Here is a 26,767-nt window from a genome sequence, read left to right on the forward strand (position 1 = left end):
CCGTCGTCCGCGCGCGCCGTAGAGAGGGTCGAACACAGATGCGCGAAGTTTTCCAGCAGGAGCTGGCCGAGGTCCAGGAACGACTCGTCGAGATCTCCGGACTCGTCGAGATCGCCATCGAGAAGGCGACCCAGGCGTTCAACCACTCCGACGTCACCCTCGCGGAGGAGGTCATCGCGAGCGACGCGCGCATCGACGAGCTGGCCATCAGCCTCGACGAGCTCGCGATCGACATCCTCGCCCGGCAGAACCCGGTCGCCCGCGACCTGCGGATCGTCGTCTCGGCGCTGCGCATCAGCGCGTCGCTCGAGCGGATGGGCGACATCGCCGAGCACATCGCCCAGCTCTCGCGTTACCGCTTCCCCGACAAGGTGGTCCCCAAGAGCCTGCGTCCGACGTTCGTCGAGATGGGCCGCCTCGACGTGGTCGTCGCGCACAAGCTGACCGACCTGCTCCGCTCGCAGGATCCGCGCATCGCCGAGGAGATCCGCGACGAGGACGACAAGATCGACGAGCTGCACGTCAGCGTCTTCGACAAGGTGCTCAGCGAGGCGTGGAAGGGCCAGGCAGCGGACACCGTCGACGCGACCCTCGCCAGCCGCTACCACGAGCGCTTCGCCGACCACGCCGTGTCGATCGCCAAGAAGGTCCAGTACCTGATCTCGGGCGACTACTCCTAGTCGACACCTCGGGCTCCGGCCCGTCTCACCGTCCGGCCCGCAGGAACGATCGTCTCCTGCGGGCCGGACGTGTCCGTGCCGTCCCCGTCGGAGCTGTGGACGGGAACGGCCCGCCGGAGTCGAGGACTCGGGCGGGCCGTTCGCGCGTGCGGGGCGGTGCTACTTCTTGGCGCCCTGGGCGGCGACGGCGGCGGCACCGGCGGCCGCGGCCTCGGGGTCGAGGTAGCGCGCCTCCCCGATGGGCTCGAAGTCCTCGTTCAGCTCGTAGACGAGCGGGATCCCGGTCGGGATGTTGAGCTCCGCGATGTCCGAGTCCGAGATGCCGTCGAGCGTCTTCACCAGCGCGCGGAGGGAGTTGCCGTGCGCGGTGATCATGACGGTCTTGCCCGAGGCGAGGTCCGGCTTGATGTCGGACTCCCAGTACGGAAGCATCCGCTCGATGACGAGCTTCAGCGACTCGGTGCGGGGCAGGGCGTCGCCGAGGTCGGCGTAGCGCTCGTCGTGCGCCTGCGAGTACTGGTCGTCGTCGTCGAGCGGGGGCGGCGGCACGTCGAAGGAGCGGCGCCAGGTCTGGAACTGCTCGGGGCCGTACTCGGCGAGGGTCTGCGCCTTGTCCTTGCCCTGCAGGGCGCCGTAGTGGCGCTCGTTGAGGCGCCAGGAGCGCTTGACGTCGATCCACAGGCGGTCGGCGACCTCGAGCGCGATGTTGGCGGTCTGGATCGCACGCGTCTGGCGCGACGTGTAGACGATGTCGGGGTGCAGGCCCGCCTCGGTCAGCAGCTCGCCGGCGCGGGTGGCCTCCGCGACTCCCTGCTCGGTCAGGCGCACGTCGACCCAGCCGGTGAACAGGTTCTTCTGGTTCCACTCGCTGTTGCCGTGGCGCACGAGGATGAGGGTGTAGGTCTCGGACATGCGTCCAGCTTAGAGGCGGCCCCCTCGCCCGCGGATACGCTGGAGAGTATGCCCATCGGAGCCGTCACCCGCGGAACGACGGGCACGAACCGCCTCCGCCGGGTCGACCGCCGGCTCGCCGAGCTGCCCGTCCTGCGCAGCACCGCCTCCCCGCTCGTCGTCGATCTCGGCTTCGGGGCGAGCGCGGTCACCACGCTCGAGCTGCACCGCCGGCTCGTCCGGGCCGCGCCCGACGTCGAGGTGCTCGGCCTCGAGATCGAGCCCGCCCGGGTCGACACCGCTCGGCGCCAGCTCGCCCGGGTGAGGGAGGGCGGCACGCCGTTCCCCGCGGACGCGCGCGTGCGCTTCGAGCGCGGCGGCTTCGAGGTGCCCCTGCCCGCGGGGCGGCGGGCAGGCGTCATCCGCGCCTTCAACGTGCTCCGCCAGTACGACGAGGACGCGGTTCAGGGAGCCTGGGCGACGATGACGGACCGTCTGCAGCCCGACGGCGTCCTGGTCGAGGGCACCTGCGACGAGATCGGCCGCATCTGCACCTGGATCGAGGTCGGCCGGGAGGGCCCGCGCTCGCTGACCCTCTCGCTCCGGCTCGCGGCGGTCCCCTCGCCGATGACGGCGGCCGAGCGCCTGCCGAAGGCCCTCATCCACCGCAACGTGCCCGGCGAGGGCGTGCACGCCTTCCTCTCCTCCCTCGAGCGGGCGTGGACGCTGAACGCCCCTCTCGCCGTCTACGGTCCGGGCCAGCGCTGGATCGCGGCGGTCCGGGACCTCCGGCCGGAGTGGCCGGTCCTCGGCGGGCCGCGGCGCTGGCGCCTGGGCGAGGTGACGGTCGCGTGGGAGGCGGTCGCCCCCTCCTCCTGAGCGCCGGGCCTGAGCGCCGGGCCTGAGCACCGGACCTCCTGAGCCCTAGGCGAGCGGGGGCAGGGCGGCCCGAGCCTCGGCGGGAGCGGCGCCGGTCGCCGTGAGCAGGTCGACGACGAGCGGGCGGAGCAGGACGAGCACCGTCTTCTCGGCGAGGCGCGCCTCCGGGATCAGCCGCTGGGGGTCGAGCGTGGTCGCGAGCAGCACGAGGTCCTGACGCGCCAGGGCGAGCACCGACGGATCGGCGACCGCGCGGCCGAGCAGCGCGATGCCCGGGCCGAGGGCGGCGACCGCTCCGGCGAGCGCCGGCCGCGGGGCGCCGTCCCCGACGAGGAAGTCGGTGCGGCGCGCGACGATGCGCAGATTACGGGTCGCGAGGTCCAGCGCGGACAGCATCACGGCCTGGCGGGAGAGCTCGCCGCGGTGCCGGCGGACGAACGGCGAGATCCGGGCGACGCCGGTAGCGGAGTCGAGCGCCGCGGTCCAGCCGTCGATGACCGGCTGCGTCCCGCGGATCCGCTCAAGGGCCGCGGTGGACGCCGAGGAGTCGCCCCGGCGGAGCGCCTCGGCCAGCTCCTCCACGGTCCGGCTGAGCGCGGTGAGGAGCCGGTGCGCCTCGGCCCGCGCTGTGCGCAGCGGCGGGCGGGGCACGATCGCCGTGCAGAGCAGCGCCGCGAGCCCGCCGATCAGGCCGTCGACGCTCCGGGTGAAGACGCCTCCGTCCGGCGCAGGGAGGACCATCACCAGCATCGCCTGGGTCCCGGCGGCCACGGCGAACCCCGGCGAGGGCGAGAGGGCCCGGCCGAGCGTGAAGACTATCGCGAGGACGACGGCGAGCTGCCAGACGCCGCTCCCCCACAGCAGGAGCAGGACCTCGCTGGCCGTGATGCCGATGAGCATCCCCGTCGCTGTCTCGGCCACCTGCTTGGGACGGGTGTCGCGCGCGATGCCGAGGCTCGAGATCGTGGCCGTCAGCGCCAGCACCGGCGCGGGGTGCCCGAGGAGGAAGTGCGCGACGGAGTAGGCGAGGGTCGCCGCGAGCACGATCTGCAGCACTGCGGGGAGCGACGCCCCCGCGCGGGCGAGGGCGCGCGCGGGACTCAGCTCGGGGGTCCGGACGAGACCGCGCAGCCGCTCGGCCGCCCGGCCCCGCTCGGCGGGACGTGCGGCCACCACGGCGTGGCCTACCTGGTCGTCGCCCCGAGGCGGGGCAGGCGGGGCACTCCCGCCTCCGCTCCGGCTCCGGGCGGGACCACGACCTCCTGGGCCGCGGCCACGCGCGAGTCGCCGGCCAGCACGGTCAGCTCGAGGTCCACCGGGACGCTCCGCTTGACGACCGCGAGGGCGACCGGTCCGTCCTCGTAGTGCCAGGCGCTGGAGGTGACCGTGCCGACCTCGACCGGCTCGCCGCCCTTGAGCGCCGTGACGACGTCGCCGTGGGCGGGGAGGACCGAGTCGGAGCCGTCGAGCTGCAGCAGGACCAGGCGCCGCGGCGGGTGGCCGAGATTGTGCACCTTCGCCACCGTCTCCTGGCCCCGGTAGCAGCCCTTGGCGAGGTGCACGCTCGAGCGGAGGAGGTCGAGCTCGTGCGGGATGGACCGCTCGTCGACCTCGGTCGCGTGGCGCGGGCGCCAGGCGGCGATGCGCAGCGCCTCGAGGGCGTCGACCCCGGCGAGGGCCACTCCCCTCCCGACGGCCGTCTCCGCGAGGGCCTCGAGGGCCGCTCGCGGGACCAGGACCTCGCGCAGCTCCCAGGAGGCCCCGGGGTGCTCTGTGGTCAGCGCGTACTGCCAGCCGCCCGGCTGGACCTGCGACCACGGGTCGCTCCAGACGACGGGCTCCTCGGCCAGGGACAGGGCGAGCGTCAGGGCCGACCCGTCGCCGAGGGCGGCGAGGGTCGCGAAGTCGTCGGTGCGGTCGGCGACCTCGACGCGGAGCATGAAGCGCATCCGGTCGAGCCAGGCGGCCAGGCCGGCCGTCTCGTCGCGGTCGAGCAGGAGCCAGGCGGTCTCGCCGTCGTCGACGAGGCGGATGACGTGCTCGATCCGGCCGGTCGGGTCGAGCAGGAGCGTCTCGGCGGACGCGCCGGGAGTGAGGCGCGAGACGGCCTGGCTGGTGAGCGAGTCGATCCAGGTGAGGCGGTCCGGCCCCGTGACGGTCACGACGCCGCGGCCGGAGAGGTCGACGAGCGCGGTGCCCGCGGCGAGAGCGCGCTGCTCGCGGAAGGGCTCGCCGTAGTGGGCGGCGACGCCGGGCTCGGCGGCGCTCGTCGTGGCGACGGCGCCCGGGGCGGCCAGGAGCGGGGAGAGCGCGTCAGTCGACACGGGCGAGCCGTCCGGAGGAGTGGGTCCGCAGGCCCTGGCCGAGCGCGGCGATGTCCCACGCCCACAGCAGGTGGTCGTCGACCAGGCCGTAGAGGCGCGTGGCGGCGGCGTAGTCCTTCGCCGCGGCGGTGCGCATCACCGCGTCGGTCGCGAGGTCGATCCGCGGCCCCTTGACCTGGCCGAGGTAGAGCTCGCTGACCCCGTCCGGATGCACGAGCGAGACCTCGATGTCGAAGCCGCCGGCGGCGTTGCGCAGCGTCTCGACGGACTCCGCGTCGGGGAAGGCGGGTGCGCCGCGGCCGGGCAGCATTCCCGGGCCGGCGTCGGAGTCGGTCAGAGCGCGGCTGAGGCGCCAGTAGCCGGTCTCGGTGACCAGCGGCCGGGGCGCCTCCTCGGCGCCCTCCTCGATCAGCCACGTGTAGGAGTTGTAGTTGAGGTACGGGAGGCCGTCGTAGCTGAAGCTGATGCGATGGCCGAACTCGGCCTGGACGGAGTCGTCGCCGATCGTGTAGTCGATGACGCCCGAGCCCTCCCAGACGCCGAGCAGCCAGGACAGGGGGACGAGCTCGGGCGGCAGGCCCGACGGAAGCGAGATCACTCGGGCTCCGGCGGCGGCTAGCGCTGGCCGCGGTAGAGCTTGTAGACGACCACGCCGGAGACCCACGCGATGGCGAGGGAGGCGAGCCCGAGCAGACCGAGGTAGAAGAGTTCCAGCGCGAGAAGCATGCGCTCATCCTACCCGCCGCCTCCGACGCAGGGGCGGGGCGGACGCGACCGCTCAGGCGGTGCGGATCCGGGCGCTCGGGACGGGAGGGCGCGACCGCTCAGGCGGGGAGGAGGAGGGCGATCCCGCTCGCGACCGCGACCACGGCCATCGCCCCGACGATGCTCGTCATCGCGCGGAGGAGGTACCCCTCGGCGCGGGCCACGGCGAGCTGCACCGCGAAGGTCGCGAGCACGCAGCCGCCGAACGTCAGCGCGAGCCAGAGCTGCCGGGACTCCGGAGCGGCGATCGCCAGCGTCAGCACGGAGCCCGCGAGTGCCAGCGCCCAGACGACTCCGATGCCCACCCGATCCCTGCCCATCCGACAATTGTGCCCCAGGCGGACGCCCCTCCCGGCCCGCCGCTAGTATTGCGGGCAGACCAGTTCTGGAGGATCCGTGGCGCAGTTGTTGATACTGACCTCGGCGGGAGGCGCCGAGGTGCTCCCCGCACTGGGGCTCCTCAGCCACCGGACCCGGCAGATCCCCGCGGAGCCCGCCCAGCTCGTGAACGCCCCGAGCTGCGATCTGATCCTGGTCGACGCGCGGCAGGACCTCGCCAGCGCCAAGTCGCTCTGCAAGATCCTCACGACCACGGGCATCAACGTCCCCCTCATCCTGATCCTCACGGAGGGCGGGCTCACGGCCGTCTCGGCCGACTGGGGCGTCAACGACGTCATCCTCGACTCGGCCGGCCCCGCCGAGGTCGACGCCCGCATCCGCCTGGTGATCGGCCGGCTGGCGCAGGAGCAGTCGACCTCGCGCATCCAGGCCTCGGGCGTCGTGATCGACGAGGCCAGCTACTCCGCCAAGGTGCACGGGCGCCCGCTCGACCTCACCTTCAAGGAGTTCGAGCTCCTCCGCTTCTTCGCCACGCACCCCTCGCGCGTCTTCACCCGCGAGCAGCTGCTGAGCGAGGTGTGGGGCTACGACTACTTCGGCGGCACCCGCACGGTCGACGTGCACGTGCGGCGCCTCCGCGCGAAGCTCGGCGACCTGGAGTCGCTGATCGGCACGGTCCGCAACGTCGGATACCGCTTCAACGTGTACGAAGAGGACAATGAGCGAGTCGCTCAACCTGTCCGTTGAGGACCTGGCCGATCCCGCGGTGGCGGCCGGCCTCGAGCACCTGATCGGGCGCGCCGCCTGGTTCGACCACCAGCCCCCCTTCAGCGACCAGACGCTCGTCGACGCCCGGGCCGGCTCGCGCACCCTCCTCGTGGGGCTGCGCGCGGACGTGGTCGTGGCGGCGGCGATCCTCGGGCAGGGCGAGCTGGAGTTCGTCGTCGATCCGGAGTGGCGCGGGGTCGGCTTCGGCACCGCGACCCTGGAGCAGGTCCTCGCGAGCGGCCGGACGGGCCTGCTCGCCTGGGCGCACGGCGACCACCCCGCCGCCCGGGCCCTCGCGGCCTCCCACGGCTTCGCCCCGGTGCGCACCCTCCTGCACCTCGAGCTCGAGCCGCTCGCCGCCCCCGAGGTCCGCGTCCCCGAGGGCGTCGTCCTCTCGGACGCCCGCGACCTCGCTCCGGCCGAGTGGATCGCCCTGAACGCGCGGGTCTTCGCCGCGCACCCCGAGCAGGGGCGGATGACGGAGGAGGACCTGGCGGCCCGCCGCGCCGAGCCGTGGTTCGACGAGGGCGACTTCCTCCTGCTCCGCGACGTCGACGGCACGCTCCTCGGATACGACTGGCTCAAGATCGAGCCCGGATCGACGACCGGCGAGATCTACGTCCTCGGGGTCGCCCCCGAGGCGGCCGGACGGGGACTCGGCCGCACCCTGCTGAACGCCGGGCTCGCGCGGATGCTCGAGCGCGGCTGCACCGCGGCCGACCTCTACGTCGAGGCCGAGAACCGGTCGGCGGTGGCGCTCTACCGCTCGCTCGGGTTCACGGACGCCTCCGTCGACGTGCAGTACCTGCAGCGCGCCGCGCCGCTGCGCTGAGCCGGCACTCCTCCACAGGGCCTCCCCCGGCCCCGTTCATCCGGCATTCACGAGCGGCGGCGCGGAGCGGACGGACGCGGTGCCAGGATGGTCGCATGGACGGCGACAACCTGCTTCTCGAAGACGGTCTCAGCGATGACCTCGACGACGACTTCGACGACGAGGAGGAGCACTCGGACCCGCTCCTCCCCGACAACCGCTACCTCGACCGGGAGCTGAGCTGGCTCGCGTTCAACCAGCGCGTGCTCGAGCTCGCGGAGGATCCGCTGGTTCCGGCGCTCGAGCGGGCGAACTTCCTGGCGATCTTCTCGTCCAACCTCGACGAGTTCTTCATGGTCCGGGTCGCCGGCCTCAAGCGCCGCATCCTCACGGGGCTCGCCCTGCCGACGAACATCGGCCGCGTGCCGGTCGACGTGCTGACCGACATCTCGGAGAAGGCGCACCTGCTGCAGCAGCGCCACTCCAGAGCGTTCAAGGAGCTCGTCGAGCCCGCCCTGCGCGACGGCGGCATCGACCTCGTCCGCTGGGACGAGCTGAGCGACGCCGAGCGCACCGTGCTGGACGACTACTTCTCGGCCCAGGTGTTCCCGGTGCTGATGCCGCTCGCGGTCGACCCGGCGCACCCGTTCCCCTACATCTCCGGCCTCTCGCTCAACCTCTCGGTGCGGGTGCGGAACCCGAAGACGCAGAAGGTCGAGTTCGCGCGCCTCAAGGTGCCGCAGATGCTCCCCCGCTTCGTGCGGATCGCCGGAGTCGCGGCGCCGGGCGAGCCGATGCGGTTCATCTCGCTCGAGGACCTGATCGCCAACCAGCTGGACGACCTGTTCCCCGGCATGGAGATCCTCGACCACCACGTGTTCCGGGTGACGCGCAACGAGGACGTCGAGGTCGACGAGGACGAGACCGAGAACCTGATCAAGGCCCTCGAGAAGGAGCTGCTGCGCCGCCGGTTCGGCCCGCCCATCCGCCTCGAGGTCACCGACGACATGGACGACGAGACGCTGGGCCTGCTGGTCCGCGAGCTCGACATCACGACGCAGGAGGTCTACAAGCTCCCGGCCCCGCTCGACCTCAGCGGGCTCTTCAGCCTGCAGAAGATCGACCGCCCGGACCTGAAGTACCCCAATCACGTCCCGACGACGGCGGTGCAGCTCTCGCCCAGCGAGCCCAACCAGCGGCAGGACGTCTTCAAGGCGGTCTCCCGCGGCGACGTGCTCCTGCACCACCCCTACGAGTCCTTCGCGACGAGCGTGCAGTCGTTCCTCGAGCAGGCGGCGGCCGATCCGGACGTGCTCGCGATCAAGCAGACGCTCTACCGCACCTCGGGCGACTCCCCCATCGTCGAGGCGCTCATCGACGCGGCCGAGTCGGGCAAGCAGGTGCTCGCCCTGGTCGAGATCAAGGCGCGCTTCGACGAGCAGGCGAACATCTCGTGGGCGCGCAAGCTCGAGAAGGCGGGCGTGCACGTGGTCTACGGGCTCGTCGGGCTGAAGACCCACTGCAAGCTCGCGCTCGTCATCCGCCAGGAGAAGGGCGGAGTGCTCCGCCACTACTCCCACATCGGCACCGGCAACTACAACCCGAAGACCTCGCGCATCTACGAGGACCTCGGACTCCTGACGGCCGACCCCGAGGTCGGCAAGGACCTCACGCGCCTGTTCAACGAGCTCTCGGGCTACGCGATCGAGAAGAAGTTCAAGCGCCTGCTCGTCGCGCCGCGCCACCTCCGGAAGGGCCTGCTCAAGCGGATCGCCGCCGAGACCGAGAACGCCCGCGCGGGGCGGCCCTCGGGCATCCGGATCAAGGTCAACTCGATCGTCGACGAGTCCGTGATCGACGCGCTCTACCGCGCCAGCCAGGCCGGCGTGCCGGTCGACGTGTGGGTGCGCGGCATCTGCGGGCTGAAGCCCGGCCAGGAGGGACTCTCCGAGACCATCCGCGTGCGCTCGATCCTCGGCCGCTACCTCGAGCACTCCCGCATCTTCAGCTTCGTCAACGGCGGCGAGCCGGACGTCTTCATCGGCAGCGCCGACATGATGCACCGCAACCTCGACCGCCGCGTCGAGGCTCTGGTGCGGATCGTCGAGCCGGCGCACCTCAGCGAGATCGACGACATGTTCGAGCGGGCGATGGACGAGCGGACCGCCTCCTGGTGGCTCGGCCCGGACGGCGACTGGACGCGGCACCACCTCGACGAGGAGGGCGCTCCGCTCGCCGACCTCCAGAACCAGCTGATGCAGCACATCACCCATCGCAAGCGCGCGGCGACACGGTCCGCCAACCGGGCCTCCAGCCGCTGACGCCCGTGACGGGCACCGTCTACGCAGCAGGAGCGGTGTGCTGGCGGATCATCGAGGGCCGCCCGCACATCCTCGTGATCCACCGGCCGCACCGCCGGGACGTCAGCCTGCCCAAGGGCAAGGTCGACGCGGGCGAGTCCCTCCCGGAGACCGCGGTGCGCGAGATCCGCGAGGAGACCGGGCTCTCGGTGGCGCTCGGGGTGCCGCTGGGGTGCACCGAGTACACGCTGCCGAGTGGGCGCCCGAAGGCCGTCTACTACTGGGCGGCGCAGGTGACCGAGAAGGCCGTCCTGGCGTCCGACTTCCTCCCGAACGACGAGGTCGAGGCGCTCGAGTGGGTGACGCTCAAGCGGGCCCGGAGCTACCTGACCTATCCGCACGACGTGACGATCGTCGACGAGTTCGCCCGGATAGCCGCACGCGGTGCGCTCGAGACCTTCGCGATCGTGGTCCTGCGGCACGCGAAGGCGGTGCCCGCCTCCTCCTGGGACGGCCGCGACTCCACCCGCCGCCTCACCGGGCGCGGCCGGGTCGAGGCCGCGGCCGCCGCTCAGGCCGTGGCCGCCTGGCGCCCGCGCCGCCTCGTCTCGAGCACCGCCAAGCGCTGCCGGTCGACCATCGCCCCGCTGTCCGGTCTGGTCAGGAAGCCGGTCAAGCTGCGCGACGACCTCAGCCAGGAGGCGCACGAGCAGGGCACCGCCGACGTCCGCGCCCTCGTCGGCAAGCGGGTCCGCGCCCGCCGCACCGCCGTCCTCTGCAGTCACCGGCCGGTGATCCCCGAGATCCTGCGCGAGATCGCCCTCGCCACGGCGACTCCTCTCGGCGCCTACCTCGACGAGGCGGCAGCGCTCCCGACCGGGGGCTTCGCCGTGGTGCACCTCTCCACAAGCCACCCCGGTTCCGGCATCGTCGCGATCGAGACGCACACGCCGCTGGCCTGACCCGCCCGGGCCGCGCTGAGCGACCGGCTCGACGGGTCCGTCCGCACCGGGCCGGTCGCGCAGCCGGGACGCGCCCGACGCACCGCGCCTTCCCCGCCGCCCCGTCGCTCCGCAATCCCCGAGGCGGACCCGTTCACCGCGCGTTCACCGAGCGGTCGGTGCCAGGACACGACCCCTCCGTACTCTCGCTCGCGGGCTGCACCAGGCCCCGTTCTGTTTTCCACGCTTTCCTACCCGAAAGGGATACTTGTGAGATTCTCGCGTCTCGGCCAGGCGGCCGTCGTCGCCGCCGTCGCAGCGATCACGCTGACCTCCTGCGCTGCCAACGAGGCACCGGCCGCAGGCGGCAGCTCCGGCTCCGCCACCACCTCCACGCTCTCCGGCACCATCACCGGGATCGGCTCGTCCGCTCAGGGCACCGCGCAGACCACCTGGGCCGCCGCGTTCCAGACCGCGAACCCCGAGGTCACGGTCAACTACGACCCGCAGGGCTCCGGCGCCGGCCGCACCAACTTCATCGACGGCGCCGCCGACTACGCCGGCTCCGACTCCGCGCTCAAGGACGAGGAGCTCGCGGGCACCTTCGCCGCCTGCGCCCCCGACACCAAGGCGATCGACCTCCCGGTCTACATCTCGCCGATCGCGGTCATCTTCAACGTGGAGGGCGTCGACGAGCTCAAGCTCGACGCGGCCACCATCGCGGGCATCTTCAAGGGCACCATCACCTCCTGGGACGCCCCGGAGATCAAGGCCCTGAACCCCGACGCGACCCTCCCGTCGGCGAACATCACCTCCGTGCACCGCTCGGACGACTCGGGCACCACGCAGAACTTCACCGACTACCTCGCGGCCACCGCGAGCGACGTCTGGGACGCTCCTGCCGCGCAGACCTTCCCGTACCAGAGCGGTGACGGCGCCAAGGGCACCTCGGGTGTCGTCGACGCGGTCAAGAACGGCACCAACACGATCGGCTACGCCGACGAGTCCGGCGCCCAGGGCATGGACATGGCCCAGCTGAAGGTCGGCGACGCATTCTCGACCATCTCGGCCGACGGAGCCGCGGCGGTCGTCGCCGCCTCGCCCATCGCCGAGGGCCGCGAGGACAACGACCTCGCGATCAAGATCGACCGCACCGGCACCGAGGCGGACGCCTGGCCGATGGTCCTGGTCAGCTACCTCATCGTGTGCCAGGAGTACGCGGACGCCGACAAGGGCGAGGTCGTCAAGTCCTTCGCCTCCTACGTCGCGAGCGAGGAGGGCCAGGAGGCCGCCGCCGCTCAGGCCGGCTCCGCTCCCCTGAGCTCCGAGCTCGCCTCGACCGTCGCCACCGCGATCGAGTCGATCAAGTAGTCCCACCGGCAGGGCCCGTCTCGCAGCACGATCCGCGGGACGGGCCCCGCCTGTGCCGGGCTCGACCCACCGGACGCCCCCTCCGAGCCCTAGCATCTCCCTGTGCGCCCCGCCGAACCCCCTCGTCTGAAGAGAGTCCCCTGGAATGGCAACTGAGACCGTCGTCCGCCCGAAGGCGAAGGTGCGTGTCGGAGATCGGGTCTTCTCGATCTCGACCGTCGCCGCCGGTTCCCTCATCCTCCTCGTCCTCGCCGCCGTCGCGATCTTCCTCATCGCGCAGTCGATCCCCGCGTTCACCGCGCCGGCCGGCAGCCTCCCCGGCGACGCGACGAGCTTCTGGGCCTACGTCGGCCCCCTGGTCTTCGGCACGGTCTGGTCGGCGGTGATCGCCCTGGTGATCGCCCTGCCGCTCTCGATCGCGATCGCCCTCTTCATCTCGCACTACGCGCCGCGCCGCATCGCGATGGCCCTCGGCTACGTGGTCGACCTCCTCGCCGCCGTCCCCTCGGTGGTCTTCGGCCTCTGGGGCGCGACCGTGCTGGCGCCGATGGTGCAGCCCTTCTACCTCTTCCTCAACGTGAACATCGGCTGGTTCCCGCTCTTCGGCGGCCAGGCGTCGGGCACCGGCAAGACGATCCTCACCGCCTCGGTGGTGCTGGCCGTCATGGTCATCCCGATCATCACCGCGGTCTGCCGCGAGATCTTCCTCCAGGCCCCGCGCCTGCACGAGGAGGCGGCGCTCGCGCTCGGCGCGACCCGCTGGGAGATGATCCGCATGGCCGTCCTGCCCTTCGGCGCCCCGGGCATCGTCTCGGCCGCCATGCTCGGCCTCGGCCGGGCCCTCGGCGAGACGCTCGCCGTCGCGATGGTGCTCTCGCCCGCGACGGTCGTCTCCTTCCTCCTGCTCACCTCGCAGAACTCGAACACCATCGCCGCGAACATCGCGCTGCAGTTCCCGGAGGCGAGCGGAGTCGGCGTCAACGTCCTCGTCGCCTCGGGCCTCATCCTCTTCGTCATCACCCTCGTCGTGAACTCGGTCGCGCGGTTCATCGTCAACCGCCGCAAGGCCTTCTCGGGAGCCAACTGATGTCCGCCGCCACCTCGTCGATGCCCTTCTCGCTGCAGGCGGGCAAGCTGCCCAAGGGCACCCCCTGGATGCTGCTCGTCGGCAGCTGGGTCGTGTTCGCCGCCGTCTTCCTGATCCTCCAGGCGGCCGGCATGATGAACGACTTCAGCCTCGTCGGCGCGATCTTCTGGGGCACCGTCCTCTTCGACGTCGCCATCTACGTGGTCTCGCGCCTGGTCGAGGGCGGCCGCAAGGCTGTCGACCGCCTCGTGACCTCGCTGGTCGCGACCGCGTTCATCATCGCGCTGCTCCCGCTGATCTCCCTGCTCTACACGGTCGTCTCCAACGGAGTCGCGCGGTTCGATCCGCTCTTCTTCTCCTCGTCGATGCGCAACGTCATCGACGCGGGCGGCGGCGCCCTCCACGCGATCGTCGGCACGCTCGAGATCACGGCCATGGCCGCGCTGATCTCGGTGCCGATCGGCCTGCTCACCTCGATCTACCTCGTCGAGTACGGCCGCGGCCACCTCGCCCGGGCGATCACCTTCTTCGTCGACGTGATGACGGGCATCCCCTCCATCGTCGCGGGCCTGTTCGCGTACGCGCTCTTCGCGCTGCTCCTCGGCCCCGGCGTCCGGATGGGCTTCGCCGGCTCGATCGCCCTCGCCGTGCTGATGATCCCCGTGGTCGTCCGCTCGTCGGAGGAGATGCTGAAGCTGGTCCCGAACGAGCTGCGCGAGGCGTCCTACGCCCTCGGCGTGCCGAAGTGGCTGACCATCGTCAAGATCGTGCTGCCGACCTCCATCGCCGGCATCACGACGGGCATCACCCTCGCGATCGCCCGCGTCATCGGCGAGACCGCCCCGCTGCTCATCGTCGCCGGCTTCACCGCGTCGATGAACTACGACCTCTTCAGCGAGCGGATGATGACCCTCCCGGTCTTCGTCTACACGCAGTACGCGAACCAGGGCCCCGACGCCGAGGCGTTCCTCAACCGGGCCTGGACCGGCGCGCTGGCCCTCATCCTGATCGTCATGGCGCTGAACCTGGTCGCCCGCCTGATCGCGAAGATCTTCGCCCCCAAGCTCGGCCGCTGACACCCACCACTCGGCTCCGGCCGGAATCCCCGAAGGAAGCAATGTCCAAGCGCATCGAGGTCAACGACCTCAACGTCTACTACAGCCAGTTCCTCGCGGTGGAGGGCGTCTCGCTCGCCATCGAGCCCCGCACGGTCACCGCCTTCATCGGCCCGTCCGGCTGCGGCAAGTCGACCTTCCTCCGCACGCTCAACCGCATGCACGAGGTCATCCCCGGCGCGCATGTCGAGGGCGAGGTCCTGATCGACGGCAACAACCTGTACGGCCCGGGCGTCGACCCGGTGCAGGTCCGCCGGCAGGTGGGCATGGTCTTCCAGCGCCCCAACCCGTTCCCGACGATGTCCATCCGGGACAACGTGCTGGCCGGCGTGAAGCTCAACAACCGCCGCATCTCGAAGTCGGACGCGGACGCGCTCGTCGAGCGCTCGCTCCAGGGCGCGAACCTCTGGAACGAGGTGAAGGACCGCCTCGACAAGCCGGGCTCCGGTCTCTCCGGCGGCCAGCAGCAGCGTCTGTGCATCGCCCGCGCGATCGCCGTCTCCCCCGATGTCCTCCTGATGGACGAGCCCTGCTCCGCCCTCGACCCGATCTCGACCCTCGCGATCGAGGACCTCATCGAGGAGCTCAAGAACGACTACACGATCGTCATCGTGACCCACAACATGCAGCAGGCCTCGCGCGTCTCGGACCGCACCGCGTTCTTCAACATCGCGGGCACCGGCAAGCCGGGCAAGCTCATCGAGTACGACGACACCGCGACGATGTTCTCGCGGCCGTCCGTCCAGGCGACCGAGGACTACGTCTCGGGCCGCTTCGGCTGATCCGCCGCAGACGAGAGCGAGCCGCGTCCCTCCGGGGTCGCGGCTCGCTCTCGTTCCACCGCGTTCCCTCCGGGAACGAGAAGAGCCGCACTCCGTCATGGGAGTGCGGCTCTTCTCGTTCTCGGGCCGTCAGGCGATGTCGATCGCCAGTATCGGATCGGTGGTCGGAGTCGGCGAGCCGCCGGCGTCCTCGACCGTCACGGCGACGACTCCGCCCTCGGTGAGGCTCCCCTCGAGCGGGGCCACGGTGCTGCCTTCTCCCCCGTCGAACGTCCCTGCGGCGACCGGACCGGACGAGCCGATGTACCAGAGCTCGTAGGTCTTGTCCTCCGGCAGCGGCGCCAGGTCGTCCACCACGAGGGCGGAGCGGCCGAGCGAGCTCGACCAGACCAGCGTCGCCTGCTCGCCGGTGGCGACCGTGCCGGTCGTCTCCTGCGCGTCGGGGGCGCTGCGGATCTGCTCCAGAGCCGTCTGCTGCTGCGTCTGGCCGGGGCCGGACGAGAGCAGCGGCGGGAGGGTCACTCCGCCGACCACGATCACCGCGGCGGCCGCGGCAGCCGAGAGGTAGACCGCGGGGCGGGCGAACCAGCGGCTCCGGGCGCGGTTCGCGGCGCTGCCGCCACCGTCCCGGCGAGCCGTCGGACCGCTCCGCTCGCCCTCGGAGGCGACGGGGACCAGACGGGGCGCGGCGGGCGCCTCGTGGTCCTCGTCGGGCTCCTCCAGCGGCAGCTGCGGAGTGGTGGCGATGAGCGCCATCAGGTCGGCCTTGAAGCCCGGCGAGGGCTCCACGGCGGGTGCGTCGGCGACCAGCGCCTCCGCCACCTCGGCGAACGCGTCGGCCTCGCCGCGCGCCTCCGGGTGCTCGGAGAGGAAGCGCTCGTAGCGCTCCTGCTCCTCGGGCGTCAGGATGCCCAGTGCGTGACCCGCCGCGAGATCGCGCGGGTCGTCCATCCCGTCGGGGAATCGCACATCGTTCACAGGGCCACCCCCATCTCTTCTCGAAGTCTGATCATTCCGTCACGCAGGCGTGTCTTGACGGTTCCCACGGGGCACTGCAGGATCCCCGCGATCTCGCTGTGCGAGTATCCGCCGTAGTAAGCGAGCTGCAGCGCCTGCCGCTGCAGTTCCGTCAGGCGGCCCATGGCGGCCGCGACCTTCTCGTGCTCGAGGGACACCTCCGCCTGCTCGGAGACCTGGTCGTAGTCGCGTCCGAGGTCTCGGATTCCGATGCGCATGTCCCGATCACGGCCGGCTTGAGCCGCGCGGACCCTGTCGATGGCCCTGCGGTGTGCCATCGTGAGGATCCAGGTCGTCGCGCTTCCTTTATTCGGAGCGAAACGCCCAGCGGTTTGCCAGATCTCGAGGAAGACCTCCTGGGCCACCTCCTCGGACTGGGAGCGGTCGACGAGGACGCGGATGATCAGGCCGAGGACCCGGCCGGCCATCTGGTCGTAGAGCGCGGCGAACGCGGCCTGCTCTCCCCCGGCGATGCGCTCGAGGAGGACAGCCGCCTCCGCTGTGGTGTCGTCCGTCATCAGCCCCGCCTCGCCCGCGCCCGGGCTGAAAGATTCCGCGTCATCCAGAAGGCTGTCACGGCCAGGCCTGCAACGACGACCGACACCTCGATCGGATGCGTCACGAATCGGACATCCAGCGCCAACGTGCCGATCGGCACGAGCGCGGGGTCGCCCAGCCGGGGGGCCAGCCAGAGCGAGATCACGGCCACCGCCGCAGCGGTGATGCCCGGATAGCTGCGCGGGCGGATGAGGACCCAGAGCCCGGCGAGCACGTCGAGGACCGCGAGGACGCGCATCACCGTGCCCTGCGAGAGCGAGACCCCCGCGGCGAACTGGGCGCCCTCCGCGTCGTCGACGCTCGGGGCGGCGAGGAGGTAGAGGGCGGCGACGACCAGCAGCCCCGCCCCCGCCCAGACGCGCGCGCCGATCCGGAGAGCTCTGCTGTTCTTCATTCCGCTGGCGCCTGTCTGTGGGGACTCGGGCGAGGATCGACTCCTCCTGGGCCCTCGCCTCGCGCACCGTGGCGGCGATGCGAGCAGAGAAGGGGCCGGACCGCAGGAACGCCTCTCGGCGCGAGGCCGCTCGAAGCGGCTATAAGTGGAGCCCGGGGTTACTGCGATCCGGCTTCCGCCAGTCTACCAAAGGCCTCCGCGGTGGCGGCGAGCGGCGTTCGCAGTGGGTGAACGCGGGTTGCGCGTCACTCCAGGGAGTCGCTCCGCCACAGCCGCGCGCAGCTCACGAGCTCGGCCGCGGTGGTCGAGAGGCGCAGGGCGCGGGTGGTCAGCTCGCTCGCCCGGGCGGGGTTCACTGGCTCCACGTCGTCGGCGACCGAGACGGCTCCGGAGGCGCTCACGCGGCAGAACGCCGCGGCGCGGTCCAGTGCCACCGCGAAGTCGCCGTCGAAGACGCCGCGGAGGATCCGGTCGGCCAGCTCGGTGATCTCGGCCGGCCCCGTGGGAGTGCTGGCTCCGGCGACCACCGGGTCGATCGTGGCGGACAGCTCGACTCCGCGCTGGTAGAGGAAGCTCGTGCTCTCCGGGTCCTGCCGGATGACCAGCCGCAGCAGGTAGATCCGCCAGAGGGCGCCCGGCAGGCTCGCCGCGCTGGAGCGCGCCCAGAGCTCGGCGAGCGCGTCGATGCCGTTGTGGTCGGTGTACTCGACCAGGCGGTCGATGACCACCGGGTCGGGGTCGTTCCGGACACGGCTCAGCAGCGCGATCGCGGTCTCGTGGGCGACGCGGCTGATCTGCGCCGGGTCCTCTCCTCCCTGGAACGCCTCGAAGACGTGGGAGGGGAACTTGGTCGGCTTGTGGAAGCCGTCTGTCATGGGGCCGCCTTCCGCGGTCGTGCGCGCGGACGCTCTCGCGCTCGCGCTCCGTAGGGGGTTCGAGGAGGGTAACGCCCACGGCTGGGCGGGTATGCCCGCGCGGAGGACGCGGTCCGCTCCGGGATCGACCGCGCTCCGGGCCGCACCTGCTCCGGGCCGCACCTGCTCCGGGGGCGCCGACGGCCCGCTACCCTGGATCGCGCGGGCCTCTAGCTCAGTTGGCAGAGCAGCGGACTTTTAATCCGCGGGTCGTCGGTTCGAGCCCGACGGGGCCCACCACTCGACCGCCTGGTCGCGCTTTCCGGACAGTGCCAGGGCGCGGCCAGGGCGCAGCCAGGTCGCCGCGCTACCGTGCAGAGGTGCTGACCGTCCTCCGCGTTCTTCTGCGCCGGCCGCGGCTGTGCGAGGCGTGCCGCGTCCGGCCGGCCCGCCGCCGTGACCCGTTCTGCTCGACGGACTGCGCGAAGACGTACTACCTCTACCTCTGACGCCTCGTCCGGGCCGCGGTGCTCCGCGACGGCGTCACTCGTGGCAGAGCGACCACACCTCGTCCGGGTAGTCACGGACCTTCTCGCCGACGAGCAGGCGCCAGCGGCCGTCCTGGTGCTCGAGCAGGCGGCCGGTGACGACCTCCGAGAGCCAGTCGGAGTCGATCCGGTACCAGCGGACGAGGCGGACGGTCGTCGCGGTGTGCGAGACGCGGGTCGTCATCGCGGGAGTCCCTTCTCGAGGAGGGAGCGGGGTGCTGGAACCAGCGGGGCGTTCGACGCGCGAACGGGGGGGGATGACCCGCACCGGGACGACTCCGTTGTCGACCGGCCGGGAGACTGCGGCGGGCATCCGGCGGACCGGATGCCAGGAACTCTAGACGACCGCGCGGACGGTGTCTGTCCCGTCGCCGGTCACAGCGGAGCGACTCCGTTCAGCGGGCTCAGGGCTGGACGGTTCAGCCAGCCGGGCGCGTCTGCCGGAACGCGGCCGCCTCGCGGGTGCGGGAGCGGAGCCTCCTCGCGCGGCGGCGGAGGAGCCGCTCGCTCGGGCCGAAGGCTCCGGATTCGAGGAGCTGGCGGAGGGACAGGGTCACCTGCCGGGCCAGACGGGGATCGATGCGGCCGGGGATCCGGATCGCGTCGATGAGGTCGAGGGCGTTGCGCGTGGTGCGGGAGATCGCCATGACGGAACCCTAGGGACGCCGGGGCGCGGTGTGCGCGCCCCGGACGGGGGCGCCGACGGGGACTGATGCTCAGCCCCGGGGCGCCCCGGCGGGATCAGTCGTGCCCGTTGCTGCCGTCGCCACGGCCCGTGGAGGACTGCAGGCGGTCGATGTGCTCGGAGGCCTGGGCCTTGGTGAGGTCGGCGGGCAGGGTCTCGCCCGCCTCGCGCGCGAGGGTGTCGAGGTAGCTGCGCTGCGGGCCGGTCATCGGCTCGTCGCCGGTGACCCAGTCGGACGGGTCCTTGCTGGCGCTGGTGTCGCTGCCGTCGTCGGCACGGGCCCCGAGGACGTCGCCCTCGGTCTTGACATCGGGATCGGTGGTGTTGTCATCGCTCATGGTGCGACCGTACGCCCGACCACCGACGTCGACGAGGGCTTGCGGAGCGGGCCCGGGCGCCCCGCTTCACGAGCCGAGCAGCGCGTGCGCGACGGTGAAGATGACCAGCCCGGCCAGGGAGCCCACGACGGTGCCGTTGATCCGGATGAACTGGAGGTCCTTCCCGACCTGCAGCTCGAGCTTCTCGGACGTCTCGCGCGGGTCCCAGCGGTGGATGGTGTCGCCGATGATGCTGGCGATGTCGGTGCGGTAGCGGTCGACCAGGTTGGCCGCGACCGATCCGATCCAGGAGTCGACGGTCGCCGCGAGGCTGGCGTCGGTCGAGAGCCGGCGGCCCAGATCGACCACGATCGACTCGATGCTGCCGCGGAGGGGGCTCGACGGGTCGTCCATCGCGCCGAGGAGGGAGGCCTTCGTCGCCTCCCAGGCGTCCCCGGCGAGCTCGCGCACGCGCGGGCTGTCGAAGGCGCGGTTCTTGATCTCCTCGACCCGGGCGATCAGGTCGGGGTCGGTGCCCAGATCCTGCGCGAGCGTGGCGAGGTAGCCGTCGATCGCGATCCGGAAGGGGTGCACCTGGTCCTCGCGCACTGCGGCGACGAAGACGAGAGCCTCGCGGTACAGCCGCTCGTCCACCGCTCGGCTGACCGCGGAGGGCAGCCAGCTCGGCAGGCGGCCGCTGACCATGCGGGTGAAGCTCTGCGGGTTCGCGGTCAGCCACGCCTCCGCCTGCTCCACCAGCGTGTCCACGAGGCGCCGGTGGTGGCCCGCCTCGACCACGCTGCCCACCAGCGAGCCCAGCGGCGGGCCCCACTGCGGGTCGAGGAGGTGGCGCCGTGCCAGCGCCTCGATCACGCGCTGCACGTCGGAGTCGTCCAGCAGGGCGATCGCCGAGCGGACGGCCGCGGCGCTCTCGCCGCCGACCCGGTGCGCGTTCTCCGGCTCGGCGAGCCACAGCCCCGCCCGCCGGGCGATCCCGAAGGAGTCGAGCTTCTCGCGCACGATGGCGCCGCGGAGGAAGTTCTCCTCGACGAACTGCGCGAGGCTCGCGCCGATCTCGTCCTTCTTGGTCGGGATGATCGCGGTGTGCGGGATCGGCAGGCCCAGCGGCCGCCGGAACAGCGCGGTCACGGCGAACCAGTCGGCGAGCGCGCCGACCATCCCGCCCTCGCTCGCGGCCCGGACCCACTGCAGCCACGGGTAGCGCTCCTGCAGGGCGAACGACACGGCGAAGACGACGGCCATCACCACGAGCAGGCCCGTGGCGAGCCGCTTCATCCGGACGAGAGCGACGCGCTTGGCCTCGTCGTCGCGCCCGACCGCCGCGAGGGTGGTCATGACGCGGTGGGGAACCCCTCGTGGCGGATGCCCCACGCGACGGTCCACTCCTCGCCCGGCTCGAGCCAGCGCAGGCCCTGCCCGCTGTTGAACGCCTCGGCGGGAGCGGTCATCGGCTCCACGGCGATCGCGGTCTTCACGTCGTCGCCGTCGGGGAAGATCCGGGTGATGAAGACCTGGATGAAGTTGTGCGAGGCGTCGGCCCAGAGGAGCACGCGGCGGCCGTCCGCAGCGCGGAGGCCGTGCACGCTCTCGCCGTCGACCATCCGGACGTCGGCCCAGGCGTCGTCGAGCTCGAGGTCGCCGATGCGGCGGCCGGAGCGGAGGTCCCACTCGGTGCCCTCGACCGGGTTCTGCGCGGTGGGGTTGAGGCGCTCGTCGACCTCGATGTGCACCGCCGCGTCGACGGTGATCTCGAGCTCGTCGGTCGGGACGTCGCCGATGGCGAGGAAGGGGTGCGTGCCGATGGCGACGGGCGCCTCGTCGGCTCCGACGTTGACGACGCGGTGGACGACCTTCAGCCCGTCGGCCTGCAGCTCGTAGCGGACCGAGGTCTCGAGGTGGAACGGGTAGCCCGCCTGGGGCACGACCGGCGCGGCCAGCTCGACGAAGGACGGGCCCTGGTCGACGAGGCGGTACGGGGTGCTCACCAGCAGGCCGTGGATGGCGTTGTGGTACTTCGGCTCGGTGATCGCGAGCTGGAGCGTCTCGCCGCGGTGGTGCCAGCGCCCGTCCTTCACGCGGTTGGGCCAGGGCATCAGGACGATGCCCGAGCCGAACGGCGGAACGGTGCTCTCCGGGTAGGAGGCGGTGATCTCCACTCCGTCGACCGAGAGGTGGCGCAGCGCTGCGGCCACCTCCGTCACGACGGCGTGCAGGGTGCGTCCCTCGGCGGTGAGGTCGAGCGAGAACTGGCGCCCGGTGGCGGGGGCGGGGGTGAAGTCGGCCATTCCTCGATCCTACGGACTGACGCGCTCGCCGAGCGCCCGGCAACGGGTGACCGCGAGCCCCGCCTCCTCCAGAGCGGCAACGAGTCCGTCGGCGGCGCCCGCCCCCGTGAGCAGACGGTCGAACTCGTCGGGAGCGGCGACCCGGCCGAGGTCGACCACTCCGAGCTTCGAGGAGTCCGCGACCACGACCCGGCGGGTCGCCGCCTGCAGCATCCGGCGCTTCAGGGTCGCCTCCGGGAGGTTGACGTTGGTGACGCCGGCCTCGGGGTGCACGCCGGTGCAGCCGATGAAGGCGATGTCGGCGCGGATCCGCTCGAGCAGCTCGGACGCGAGCGGCTCGACCAGCGAGTGCTGCAGCGGCCGCAGAGTGCCCCCGGTGACGACGACCGTGAAGCGCGGGATGGCCGGCTCGAGCGCCAGCGCCGTGGAGAGGCCGTTCGTGATCACCGTGACGTCGCGCAGCTCCTCCCGCGCCACGAGCGCGTGCGCGATGGCGAGCGGGGTGGTGCCCACGTCGAGCACGATGCTCTGCCCGGAGGAGACGGAGGCGGCGGCCTCCTCGCCGATCGCGGCCTTCTCGTCGGAGGCGGCGCTCAGGCCCTCCTCGAGCGAGCGCTCGCCGGTGGGCCTCGGAGCCGGGATCGCCCCTCCGCGCACCCGCTGGAGGACGCCCTCGCTCGCGAGCAGGGCGAGATCGGAGCGGACGGTGACGACCGAGACCCCGAGCATGTCGGCCATCGGGGCGACCCCGACGAAGCCCGAGCTCTCGGCGGCCAGACGCAGCCGCAGCCGGCGCTCGATCGCCGACGTGGACTCCTGCTCGCCGTCCGTCCTCATCCGCCCATCGTGCCCGCGGGCCGGTGGACTTGTCAAAGCGAAAACGAGCTTTCCTTTTCGAAGGTGCGGCCCTAGTCTGACTCCTGCCATGAACGAAGCGATCACACTCTCCGCCGGCGTCGTCAAGCGCCCGCACACGCTGGCCGACGGCCGCGAGCTCCTCTACTTCGACGACGCCGACACGACCCTCCCCCCGGAGCGCGCCGCCGACGCACGCCACCTCGACCCCCGCCCCGCCACCGCGCGGATGCGCCAGGACGTGCTGACCGGCGAGTGGGTCTCCATCGCCGCGTCGCGCCAGAACCGCGTGTTCCTGCCGCCGGCCGAGCTCGATCCGCTCGCCCCGGCGTCGCCGACGAACCCGTCGGAGGTGCCCAGCCGCTACGACGTCGCCGTCTTCGAGAACCGCTCCCCCTCCTTCGGCCCGCTCCTCGAGGACGCGGACGCGCCCGCCTCCCTGGAGGACCTGCGCACCCTCGGGCTCGGCCGGACGCTGACCAGCGTCGGCCGCTGCGAGGTCGTCTGCTTCAGCCCCGAGCACGAGGGCTCGTTCGCCACGCTCAGCGCCTCCCGCGTCCGGACCGTGGTCGAGGCCTGGGCCGACCGCGTGGGCGCCCTCTCTGCCCTTCCCGGCGTGCAGCAGGTGTTCCCGTTCGAGAACCGCGGCGAGGCGATCGGCGTCACGCTGCACCACCCCCACGGGCAGATCTACTCCTACCCCTACGTCACGCCGCGCACGACCCGCCTGCTCGCCTCGCTCGACAGCTACGGGCCGTCGATGTTCGCCGACGTCCTCGCCTTCGAGCAGGCCGGCGAGCGCGTCCTCCTCCGCGGCGAGCACTTCACCGCGTTCGTGCCGTTCGCCGCGCGCTGGCCCGTCGAGGTGCACCTCCTGCCGCACCGCCACGTCCCGGACCTGGCGGCGACCACCCCGGAGGAGCGCGACGAGCTGGCTGTGATGTACCAGCGCCTGCTCCGCGGCATCGACGCCCTCTACGACACCCCGACGCCCTACATCGCCGCCTGGCACCAGGCCCCGGTGCACGAGCGCCGCGACGAGGTGCGCCTGATGCTCCAGATCACCTCGCCACGCCGCGCCGAGACGAAGCTCAAGTACCTCGCGGGGAGCGAGGCCGCGATGGGCGCCTGGATCGGCGACATCGCCCCCGAGACGAGCGCCGCGGCCCTGCGCGCGGCGATCGAGCGGGCCGACGCGGCCGTGCTCGAGGCCGGGATCGCACAGCGCCCCGACGCGGCCCTGCCGGTCGCCGTGCACAGCGACGACTCGCTTCCCGGCGGCGCCGCCACTCCCGCCACCACCGCCGCCGACATCGCCGAGGAGAACCGATGACCGCCGCTCCCGCCTCCCTGACCGCCGTCGCCGAGAGCGCGGCCTCCGCCTTCGAGCGCACCTTCGGCCGCCCCGCCGCCGGCGTCTGGGCCGGCCCCGGCCGCGTGAACCTGATCGGCGAGCACACCGACTACAACGACGGCTTCGTCTTCCCCTTCGCGATCGACCGCGCCACGGCGATGGCCGTCGCGCCCAGGGAGGACCGCCTGATCCGGATCAGCAGCGCCTTCTCCCCCGAGGTGGTCGAGGTCGCTCTCGACGAGCTCGGCCCCGGCGCCGTGACCGGCTGGTCGGCCTACCCGCTCGGCGTGGTCTGGGCGCTCACCGAGTACGGCGTCGACCTGGGCTCCCGCTCGGGCTTCGACGCGTACGTCGACTCCGACGTGCCGGTCGGCGCGGGGCTCTCGAGCTCTGCGGCGCTGATGTGCGCGATGGCCGTCGCCCTCGACGAGCTCTGGCACCTCGGCTTCGACCGCGCGACGATGGCCCGCGTCGGCCGTCGCGCCGAGAACGTCGCGGTCGGCGCCCCCACCGGGATCATGGACGAGTCCGCCTCCCTCTTCGGGAAGCGCGACGCCGCAGTGTTCCTGGACTGCCGCAGCCTCGACACCGAAGTCGTCCCCCTCGGCTTCGAGGAGGCCGGGCTCGTCCTGCTCGTCGTCGACACGCGCGTCGAGCACGCGCACGCCACCGGCGGCTACGCCGAGCGGCGCGCCTCCTGCGAGCTCGGCGCCGCGACCCTCGGCGTGCCGTCGCTCCGCGAGCTGACGGTCGACGACCTGCCGCGCGCCCAGGAGCTCCTCGACGACGTCACCTACCGGCGCGTGAAGCACGTCGTGACCGAGGACGCCCGCGTGCTCGAGACCGTCCGCACCCTGCGCGAGCACGGTCCCCGGGCGATCGGCGATCTGCTCGACGCCGGCCACGTCTCCCTCCGCGACGACTTCGAGATCTCGGTGCCCGAGCTCGACACCGCCGTCGAGGCGGCGCGCGGCGCCGGAGCGATCGGCGCCCGGATGACCGGCGGCGGCTTCGGCGGCTCCGCGATCGCCCTCACTCCGGTGGAGAAGGAGGAGGAGGTCCGCGCCGCGGTCCTCGCCGCCTTCGCCGAGAAGGGCTTCACGACTCCGGAGCTCTTCCTGGTCACGGCCGCCGACGGCGCGGGCCGCGTGCTCTGACCTCTGCTTCCGTCGACGCCCCCTGCGACCTCGCGTCGCAGGGGGCGTTCCTCCTCCAGCCGCTACGGCGCCGGATCCGGCGGAACGACGGCGCGCGCTTCTCCCCCGGTGACCCGGACCAGCTCGGCGAAGCTCGTCGGGTAGACGGTGTGCGCGTGCCCGGCCGCAGCCCAGACCACGTCGTAGGCGGCGAGGGCCGCGTCGACCACGGTGCGCAGCGGCGCGGGATGGCCCACCGGCGCGATCCCGCCGATCGTCTGGCCTGTCGCGGCCTTCACCTCCGCGGCCGGCGCCCGGGTGATCGATCCGCCCAGCTGCACGCCCAGCCAGGCGGTGTCGACGCGGTGGCCGCCGCTGGTCAGGACCAGCAGCGGCGCACTGTCGAGCAGGAACACGAGCGAGTTGGCGATCTGACCGACGTCGACGCCCAGCGCCTCGGCCGCCAGTGCGGCCGTCGACGCGGCCGAGTCGAGCCAGCGCACGGTCGGGTGCACGCCGTGCCGGTCGAGGTCGGCGAGGACGCGGTCGACGGCCGGGTGGCTCCGTTCGCTCATGCCGCCGAGGCTAGCGCCCCGGCCGCGCTCACTTCTCGAACGTGGAGGCGTCGATCACGAAGCGGTAGCGGACGTCCGAGGCGAGGACGCGCTCGTAGGCCTCGTTGATCTGCGAGGCCGAGACGACCTCGACCTCGCTCGCGATGCCCTTCTCGGCGCAGAAGTCGAGCATCTCCTGGGTCTCGCGGATGCCGCCGATGCCCGAGCCCGCGAAGGAGCGACGGGCGCCGAAGAGCGTGAAGACGTGCAACGGCAGCGCCTCGGCCGGAGCGCCCACGTTCACCATCGTGCCGTTGCGGCGCAGGAGCCCCAGGTAGGCGTCGAGGTCGAGGGGCGCGCTGACCGTGTTGACGATCAGGTCGAAGGTGTTCGCGAGATCGGTGAAGGTCGCCTCGTCGCGCGTCGCGTAGTAGTGGTCGGCGCCCAGGCGGAGGCCGTCCTCCTTCTTGCTGAGGGTCTGCGAGAGCACGGTGACCTCGGCGCCCATCGCGTGCGCGAACTTGACGGCCATGTGGCCGAGCCCGCCGAGGCCGACGACGGCCACGCGCTTGCCGGGGCCCGCCTCCCAGTGCGAGAGCGGCGAGTAGGTCGTGATGCCCGCGCACAGCAGCGGGGCGGCGGCCTCGTAGGGGATCGACTCCGGGACGCGGAGCACGAAGTCCTCGACGACGACGACGTGCGTGGAGTAGCCGCCCTGGGTGATGGTGCCGTCGCGGTCGACGGAGGCGTAGGTGCCGGTGTTGCCCTTCAGGCAGTACTGCTCCTCGCCCGCGAGGCAGTTCTCGCACTCGCGGCAGGAGTTCACCATGCAGCCGACGCCGACGCGGTCGCCGACGGAGTGCTTGGTGACCTCGGAGCCGACCTCGGCCACGACGCCGACGATCTCGTGGCCGACGGTCAGCGGGTACGCCACCGGTCCCCAGTCGCCGCGGACGGTGTGGATGTCGGAGTGGCAGATGCCGGAGTAGGCGATCTCGATGAGCACGTCGTGCGGTCCGACGTCGCGGCGCTCGATGGTGGTGGGGACGAGCGGCTCGGTCGCGGAGGGGGCGGCGTAGGCGGTGACGGTGAGCATGGGTTCTCCTCGTGGGGCGGGGCGCGCTCCGAGGACGTGT

The 26,767-nt window shown here is 72.2% G+C and carries 30 protein-coding genes and 1 tRNA gene; 14 read left to right on the plus strand and 17 right to left on the minus strand.

Translation table 11 applies throughout. The features are described from left to right. Positions 1–38 precede the first annotated feature (38 nt). Positions 39–680 carry a phosphate signaling complex protein PhoU gene (gene phoU, locus C5C39_RS00915; RefSeq protein ID WP_104224693.1) on the plus strand — a complete coding sequence of 214 codons (642 nt, stop codon included), beginning with the start codon at positions 39–41 and terminating at the stop codon, positions 678–680. 159 nt (positions 681–839) lie between these two features. On the opposite strand, the gene C5C39_RS00920 is transcribed toward phoU, so the two are convergent. Then, positions 840–1,592 (minus strand): phosphoglyceromutase, encoded by a 753-nt coding sequence (locus tag C5C39_RS00920; protein ID WP_104224694.1) that lies wholly within the window; start codon positions 1,590–1,592, stop codon positions 840–842. 48 nt (positions 1,593–1,640) lie between these two features. On the opposite strand from C5C39_RS00920, the gene C5C39_RS00925 reads away from it, so the two are divergent. Then, the gene (locus tag C5C39_RS00925) at positions 1,641–2,450 is read left to right on the plus strand and encodes a class I SAM-dependent methyltransferase (RefSeq protein WP_104352435.1); all 810 of its coding nucleotides are present in this window, start codon (positions 1,641–1,643) and stop codon (positions 2,448–2,450) included. A 45-nt stretch (positions 2,451–2,495) separates the two neighbouring features. On the opposite strand, the gene C5C39_RS00930 is transcribed toward C5C39_RS00925, so the two are convergent. The 4 genes from C5C39_RS00930 to C5C39_RS00945 all read right to left on the minus strand — a co-directional run bounded on the left by C5C39_RS00930 (position 2,496) and on the right by C5C39_RS00945 (position 5,859). Beyond that, a complete protein-coding gene (locus C5C39_RS00930) occupies positions 2,496–3,626 on the minus strand; it encodes an aromatic acid exporter family protein (protein WP_104227265.1) in 1,131 nt (376 codons plus the stop codon). 8 nt (positions 3,627–3,634) lie between these two features. Further along, positions 3,635–4,774: a folate-binding protein YgfZ gene (locus C5C39_RS00935; protein WP_104352436.1), complete on the minus strand. Its 1,140-nt coding sequence runs from the start codon at positions 4,772–4,774 to the stop codon at positions 3,635–3,637. After that, on the minus strand, positions 4,764–5,372 hold the full coding sequence (locus C5C39_RS00940; RefSeq protein ID WP_104224698.1) for an FABP family protein: 609 nt from the start codon (positions 5,370–5,372) through the stop codon (positions 4,764–4,766). The genes C5C39_RS00935 and C5C39_RS00940 overlap by 11 nt, the downstream gene beginning before the upstream one ends. Before the next feature lie 226 nt (positions 5,373–5,598). Continuing rightward, positions 5,599–5,859, minus strand: a complete 261-nt coding sequence (locus tag C5C39_RS00945; protein ID WP_146076503.1) for a hypothetical protein — start codon at positions 5,857–5,859, stop codon at positions 5,599–5,601. Between the two features lie 76 nt (positions 5,860–5,935). Here C5C39_RS00945 and C5C39_RS00950 point away from each other — a divergent pair, with 76 nt between their 5' ends. From C5C39_RS00950 to pstB, 8 genes are all read left to right on the plus strand, one after another. After that, positions 5,936–6,625 (plus strand): winged helix-turn-helix domain-containing protein, encoded by a 690-nt coding sequence (locus C5C39_RS00950; protein WP_104224700.1) that lies wholly within the window; start codon positions 5,936–5,938, stop codon positions 6,623–6,625. After that, positions 6,597–7,478: a mycothiol synthase gene (mshD, locus tag C5C39_RS00955; RefSeq protein WP_104352437.1), complete on the plus strand. Its 882-nt coding sequence runs from the start codon at positions 6,597–6,599 to the stop codon at positions 7,476–7,478. The genes C5C39_RS00950 and mshD overlap by 29 nt, the downstream gene beginning before the upstream one ends. Before the next feature lie 95 nt (positions 7,479–7,573). Further along, positions 7,574–9,778, plus strand: coding sequence for an RNA degradosome polyphosphate kinase (locus C5C39_RS00960; protein WP_104224702.1), 2,205 nt, complete (start codon positions 7,574–7,576; stop codon positions 9,776–9,778). A 5-nt stretch (positions 9,779–9,783) separates the two neighbouring features. Beyond that, a complete protein-coding gene (locus tag C5C39_RS00965; protein ID WP_104256418.1) occupies positions 9,784–10,719 on the plus strand; it encodes an NUDIX domain-containing protein in 936 nt (311 codons plus the stop codon). A 249-nt stretch (positions 10,720–10,968) separates the two neighbouring features. Beyond that, positions 10,969–12,069: a phosphate ABC transporter substrate-binding protein PstS gene (gene pstS / locus C5C39_RS00970; RefSeq protein ID WP_104233897.1), complete on the plus strand. Its 1,101-nt coding sequence runs from the start codon at positions 10,969–10,971 to the stop codon at positions 12,067–12,069. Between the two features lie 145 nt (positions 12,070–12,214). Further along, positions 12,215–13,156 (plus strand): phosphate ABC transporter permease subunit PstC, encoded by a 942-nt coding sequence (gene pstC / locus C5C39_RS00975; protein ID WP_104227270.1) that lies wholly within the window; start codon positions 12,215–12,217, stop codon positions 13,154–13,156. Further along, entirely contained in the window at positions 13,156–14,232 is a 1,077-nt protein-coding gene (pstA, locus tag C5C39_RS00980) for a phosphate ABC transporter permease PstA (RefSeq protein ID WP_104352438.1), read from the plus strand. Before pstC ends, pstA begins: the two co-directional genes overlap by 1 nt. Before the next feature lie 41 nt (positions 14,233–14,273). Next, entirely contained in the window at positions 14,274–15,053 is a 780-nt protein-coding gene (gene pstB / locus C5C39_RS00985) for a phosphate ABC transporter ATP-binding protein PstB (RefSeq protein ID WP_104224707.1), read from the plus strand. A 129-nt stretch (positions 15,054–15,182) separates the two neighbouring features. On the opposite strand, the gene C5C39_RS00990 is transcribed toward pstB, so the two are convergent. The 4 genes from C5C39_RS00990 to C5C39_RS01005 all read right to left on the minus strand — a co-directional run bounded on the left by C5C39_RS00990 (position 15,183) and on the right by C5C39_RS01005 (position 17,897). Further along, entirely contained in the window at positions 15,183–16,031 is an 849-nt protein-coding gene (locus tag C5C39_RS00990; protein ID WP_146083859.1) for an anti-sigma factor domain-containing protein, read from the minus strand. Beyond that, on the minus strand, positions 16,028–16,588 hold the full coding sequence (sigK, locus tag C5C39_RS00995) for an ECF RNA polymerase sigma factor SigK (RefSeq protein ID WP_104224709.1): 561 nt from the start codon (positions 16,586–16,588) through the stop codon (positions 16,028–16,030). The genes C5C39_RS00990 and sigK overlap by 4 nt, the downstream gene beginning before the upstream one ends. Next, positions 16,588–17,022, minus strand: a complete 435-nt coding sequence (locus tag C5C39_RS17350) for a hypothetical protein (protein WP_104224710.1) — start codon at positions 17,020–17,022, stop codon at positions 16,588–16,590. The genes sigK and C5C39_RS17350 overlap by 1 nt, the downstream gene beginning before the upstream one ends. Before the next feature lie 245 nt (positions 17,023–17,267). Continuing rightward, positions 17,268–17,897 carry a DNA-directed RNA polymerase subunit beta gene (locus C5C39_RS01005; RefSeq protein ID WP_104227273.1) on the minus strand — a complete coding sequence of 210 codons (630 nt, stop codon included), beginning with the start codon at positions 17,895–17,897 and terminating at the stop codon, positions 17,268–17,270. 203 nt (positions 17,898–18,100) lie between these two features. On the opposite strand from C5C39_RS01005, the gene C5C39_RS01010 reads away from it, so the two are divergent. After that, positions 18,101–18,176, plus strand: a tRNA-Lys gene (locus tag C5C39_RS01010). Positions 18,177–18,256: 80 nt separating this feature from the next. After that, positions 18,257–18,385: a hypothetical protein gene (locus C5C39_RS17775; protein WP_258059535.1), complete on the plus strand. Its 129-nt coding sequence runs from the start codon at positions 18,257–18,259 to the stop codon at positions 18,383–18,385. A 34-nt stretch (positions 18,386–18,419) separates the two neighbouring features. On the opposite strand, the gene C5C39_RS01015 is transcribed toward C5C39_RS17775, so the two are convergent. From C5C39_RS01015 to C5C39_RS01040, 6 genes are all read right to left on the minus strand, one after another. Beyond that, the gene (locus C5C39_RS01015) at positions 18,420–18,608 is read right to left on the minus strand and encodes a hypothetical protein (protein WP_104224712.1); all 189 of its coding nucleotides are present in this window, start codon (positions 18,606–18,608) and stop codon (positions 18,420–18,422) included. 235 nt (positions 18,609–18,843) lie between these two features. After that, on the minus strand, positions 18,844–19,071 hold the full coding sequence (locus tag C5C39_RS01020) for a hypothetical protein (RefSeq protein ID WP_104352439.1): 228 nt from the start codon (positions 19,069–19,071) through the stop codon (positions 18,844–18,846). Positions 19,072–19,165: 94 nt separating this feature from the next. Continuing rightward, entirely contained in the window at positions 19,166–19,447 is a 282-nt protein-coding gene (locus C5C39_RS01025) for a DUF3072 domain-containing protein (RefSeq protein ID WP_104224714.1), read from the minus strand. Between the two features lie 66 nt (positions 19,448–19,513). After that, complete coding sequence (locus C5C39_RS01030; RefSeq protein ID WP_104352440.1) at positions 19,514–20,782, minus strand: DUF445 domain-containing protein; 1,269 nt, start codon at positions 20,780–20,782, stop codon at positions 19,514–19,516. Then, positions 20,779–21,732 (minus strand): aldose 1-epimerase family protein, encoded by a 954-nt coding sequence (locus C5C39_RS01035; RefSeq protein WP_104352441.1) that lies wholly within the window; start codon positions 21,730–21,732, stop codon positions 20,779–20,781. The genes C5C39_RS01030 and C5C39_RS01035 overlap by 4 nt, the downstream gene beginning before the upstream one ends. A gap of 9 nt (positions 21,733–21,741) precedes the next feature. Next, positions 21,742–22,569 (minus strand): DeoR/GlpR family DNA-binding transcription regulator, encoded by an 828-nt coding sequence (locus tag C5C39_RS01040; RefSeq protein ID WP_104288068.1) that lies wholly within the window; start codon positions 22,567–22,569, stop codon positions 21,742–21,744. A gap of 88 nt (positions 22,570–22,657) precedes the next feature. Here C5C39_RS01040 and galT point away from each other — a divergent pair, with 88 nt between their 5' ends. Both galT and galK read left to right on the plus strand, forming a co-directional pair. Then, positions 22,658–23,920 carry a galactose-1-phosphate uridylyltransferase gene (gene galT / locus C5C39_RS01045; RefSeq protein WP_104352442.1) on the plus strand — a complete coding sequence of 421 codons (1,263 nt, stop codon included), beginning with the start codon at positions 22,658–22,660 and terminating at the stop codon, positions 23,918–23,920. Continuing rightward, positions 23,917–25,098: a galactokinase gene (gene galK, locus C5C39_RS01050; protein ID WP_104352443.1), complete on the plus strand. Its 1,182-nt coding sequence runs from the start codon at positions 23,917–23,919 to the stop codon at positions 25,096–25,098. The genes galT and galK overlap by 4 nt, the downstream gene beginning before the upstream one ends. Positions 25,099–25,160: 62 nt before the next feature. Here the strand turns inward: galK and C5C39_RS01055 are convergent, their stop codons facing one another. Both C5C39_RS01055 and C5C39_RS01060 read right to left on the minus strand, forming a co-directional pair. Further along, the gene (locus C5C39_RS01055; RefSeq protein WP_104352444.1) at positions 25,161–25,652 is read right to left on the minus strand and encodes a YbaK/EbsC family protein; all 492 of its coding nucleotides are present in this window, start codon (positions 25,650–25,652) and stop codon (positions 25,161–25,163) included. Between the two features lie 28 nt (positions 25,653–25,680). Then, the gene (locus tag C5C39_RS01060) at positions 25,681–26,727 is read right to left on the minus strand and encodes an NAD(P)-dependent alcohol dehydrogenase (RefSeq protein ID WP_104233905.1); all 1,047 of its coding nucleotides are present in this window, start codon (positions 26,725–26,727) and stop codon (positions 25,681–25,683) included. Between the last annotated feature and the right edge of the window lie 40 nt (positions 26,728–26,767).

It is taken from the genome of Rathayibacter sp. AY1F3 (genome assembly GCF_002931975.1).
GTDB lineage: Bacteria > Actinomycetota > Actinomycetes > Actinomycetales > Microbacteriaceae > Rathayibacter.

Bases quoted from the DNA above. Each gene is read 5' to 3' on its own strand.
- C5C39_RS01005 (WP_104227273.1), bottom strand. From the start codon at position 17,897: ATGACAGACGGCTTCCACAAGCCGACCAAGTTCCCCTCCCACGTCTTC.
- C5C39_RS00925 (WP_104352435.1), top strand. From the start codon at position 1,641: ATGCCCATCGGAGCCGTCACCCGCGGAACGACGGGCACGAACCGCCTC.
- C5C39_RS01030 (WP_104352440.1), bottom strand. From the start codon at position 20,782: ATGACCACCCTCGCGGCGGTCGGGCGCGACGACGAGGCCAAGCGCGTC.
- C5C39_RS00945 (WP_146076503.1), bottom strand. From the start codon at position 5,859: ATGGGCAGGGATCGGGTGGGCATCGGAGTCGTCTGGGCGCTGGCACTC.
- C5C39_RS01055 (WP_104352444.1), bottom strand. From the start codon at position 25,652: ATGAGCGAACGGAGCCACCCGGCCGTCGACCGCGTCCTCGCCGACCTC.
- phoU (WP_104224693.1), top strand. From the start codon at position 39: ATGCGCGAAGTTTTCCAGCAGGAGCTGGCCGAGGTCCAGGAACGACTC.
- sigK (WP_104224709.1), bottom strand. From the start codon at position 16,588: ATGACGGACGACACCACAGCGGAGGCGGCTGTCCTCCTCGAGCGCATC.
- pstB (WP_104224707.1), top strand. From the start codon at position 14,274: ATGTCCAAGCGCATCGAGGTCAACGACCTCAACGTCTACTACAGCCAG.
- pstA (WP_104352438.1), top strand. From the start codon at position 13,156: ATGTCCGCCGCCACCTCGTCGATGCCCTTCTCGCTGCAGGCGGGCAAG.
- C5C39_RS01040 (WP_104288068.1), bottom strand. From the start codon at position 22,569: ATGAGGACGGACGGCGAGCAGGAGTCCACGTCGGCGATCGAGCGCCGG.
- galT (WP_104352442.1), top strand. From the start codon at position 22,658: ATGAACGAAGCGATCACACTCTCCGCCGGCGTCGTCAAGCGCCCGCAC.
- galK (WP_104352443.1), top strand. From the start codon at position 23,917: ATGACCGCCGCTCCCGCCTCCCTGACCGCCGTCGCCGAGAGCGCGGCC.
- C5C39_RS01060 (WP_104233905.1), bottom strand. From the start codon at position 26,727: ATGCTCACCGTCACCGCCTACGCCGCCCCCTCCGCGACCGAGCCGCTC.
- C5C39_RS00960 (WP_104224702.1), top strand. From the start codon at position 7,574: ATGGACGGCGACAACCTGCTTCTCGAAGACGGTCTCAGCGATGACCTC.
- pstC (WP_104227270.1), top strand. From the start codon at position 12,215: ATGGCAACTGAGACCGTCGTCCGCCCGAAGGCGAAGGTGCGTGTCGGA.
- C5C39_RS01015 (WP_104224712.1), bottom strand. From the start codon at position 18,608: ATGACGACCCGCGTCTCGCACACCGCGACGACCGTCCGCCTCGTCCGC.
- C5C39_RS01035 (WP_104352441.1), bottom strand. From the start codon at position 21,732: ATGGCCGACTTCACCCCCGCCCCCGCCACCGGGCGCCAGTTCTCGCTC.
- C5C39_RS17350 (WP_104224710.1), bottom strand. From the start codon at position 17,022: ATGAAGAACAGCAGAGCTCTCCGGATCGGCGCGCGCGTCTGGGCGGGG.
- mshD (WP_104352437.1), top strand. From the start codon at position 6,597: ATGAGCGAGTCGCTCAACCTGTCCGTTGAGGACCTGGCCGATCCCGCG.
- C5C39_RS00920 (WP_104224694.1), bottom strand. From the start codon at position 1,592: ATGTCCGAGACCTACACCCTCATCCTCGTGCGCCACGGCAACAGCGAG.
- C5C39_RS01020 (WP_104352439.1), bottom strand. From the start codon at position 19,071: ATGGCGATCTCCCGCACCACGCGCAACGCCCTCGACCTCATCGACGCG.
- C5C39_RS01025 (WP_104224714.1), bottom strand. From the start codon at position 19,447: ATGAGCGATGACAACACCACCGATCCCGATGTCAAGACCGAGGGCGAC.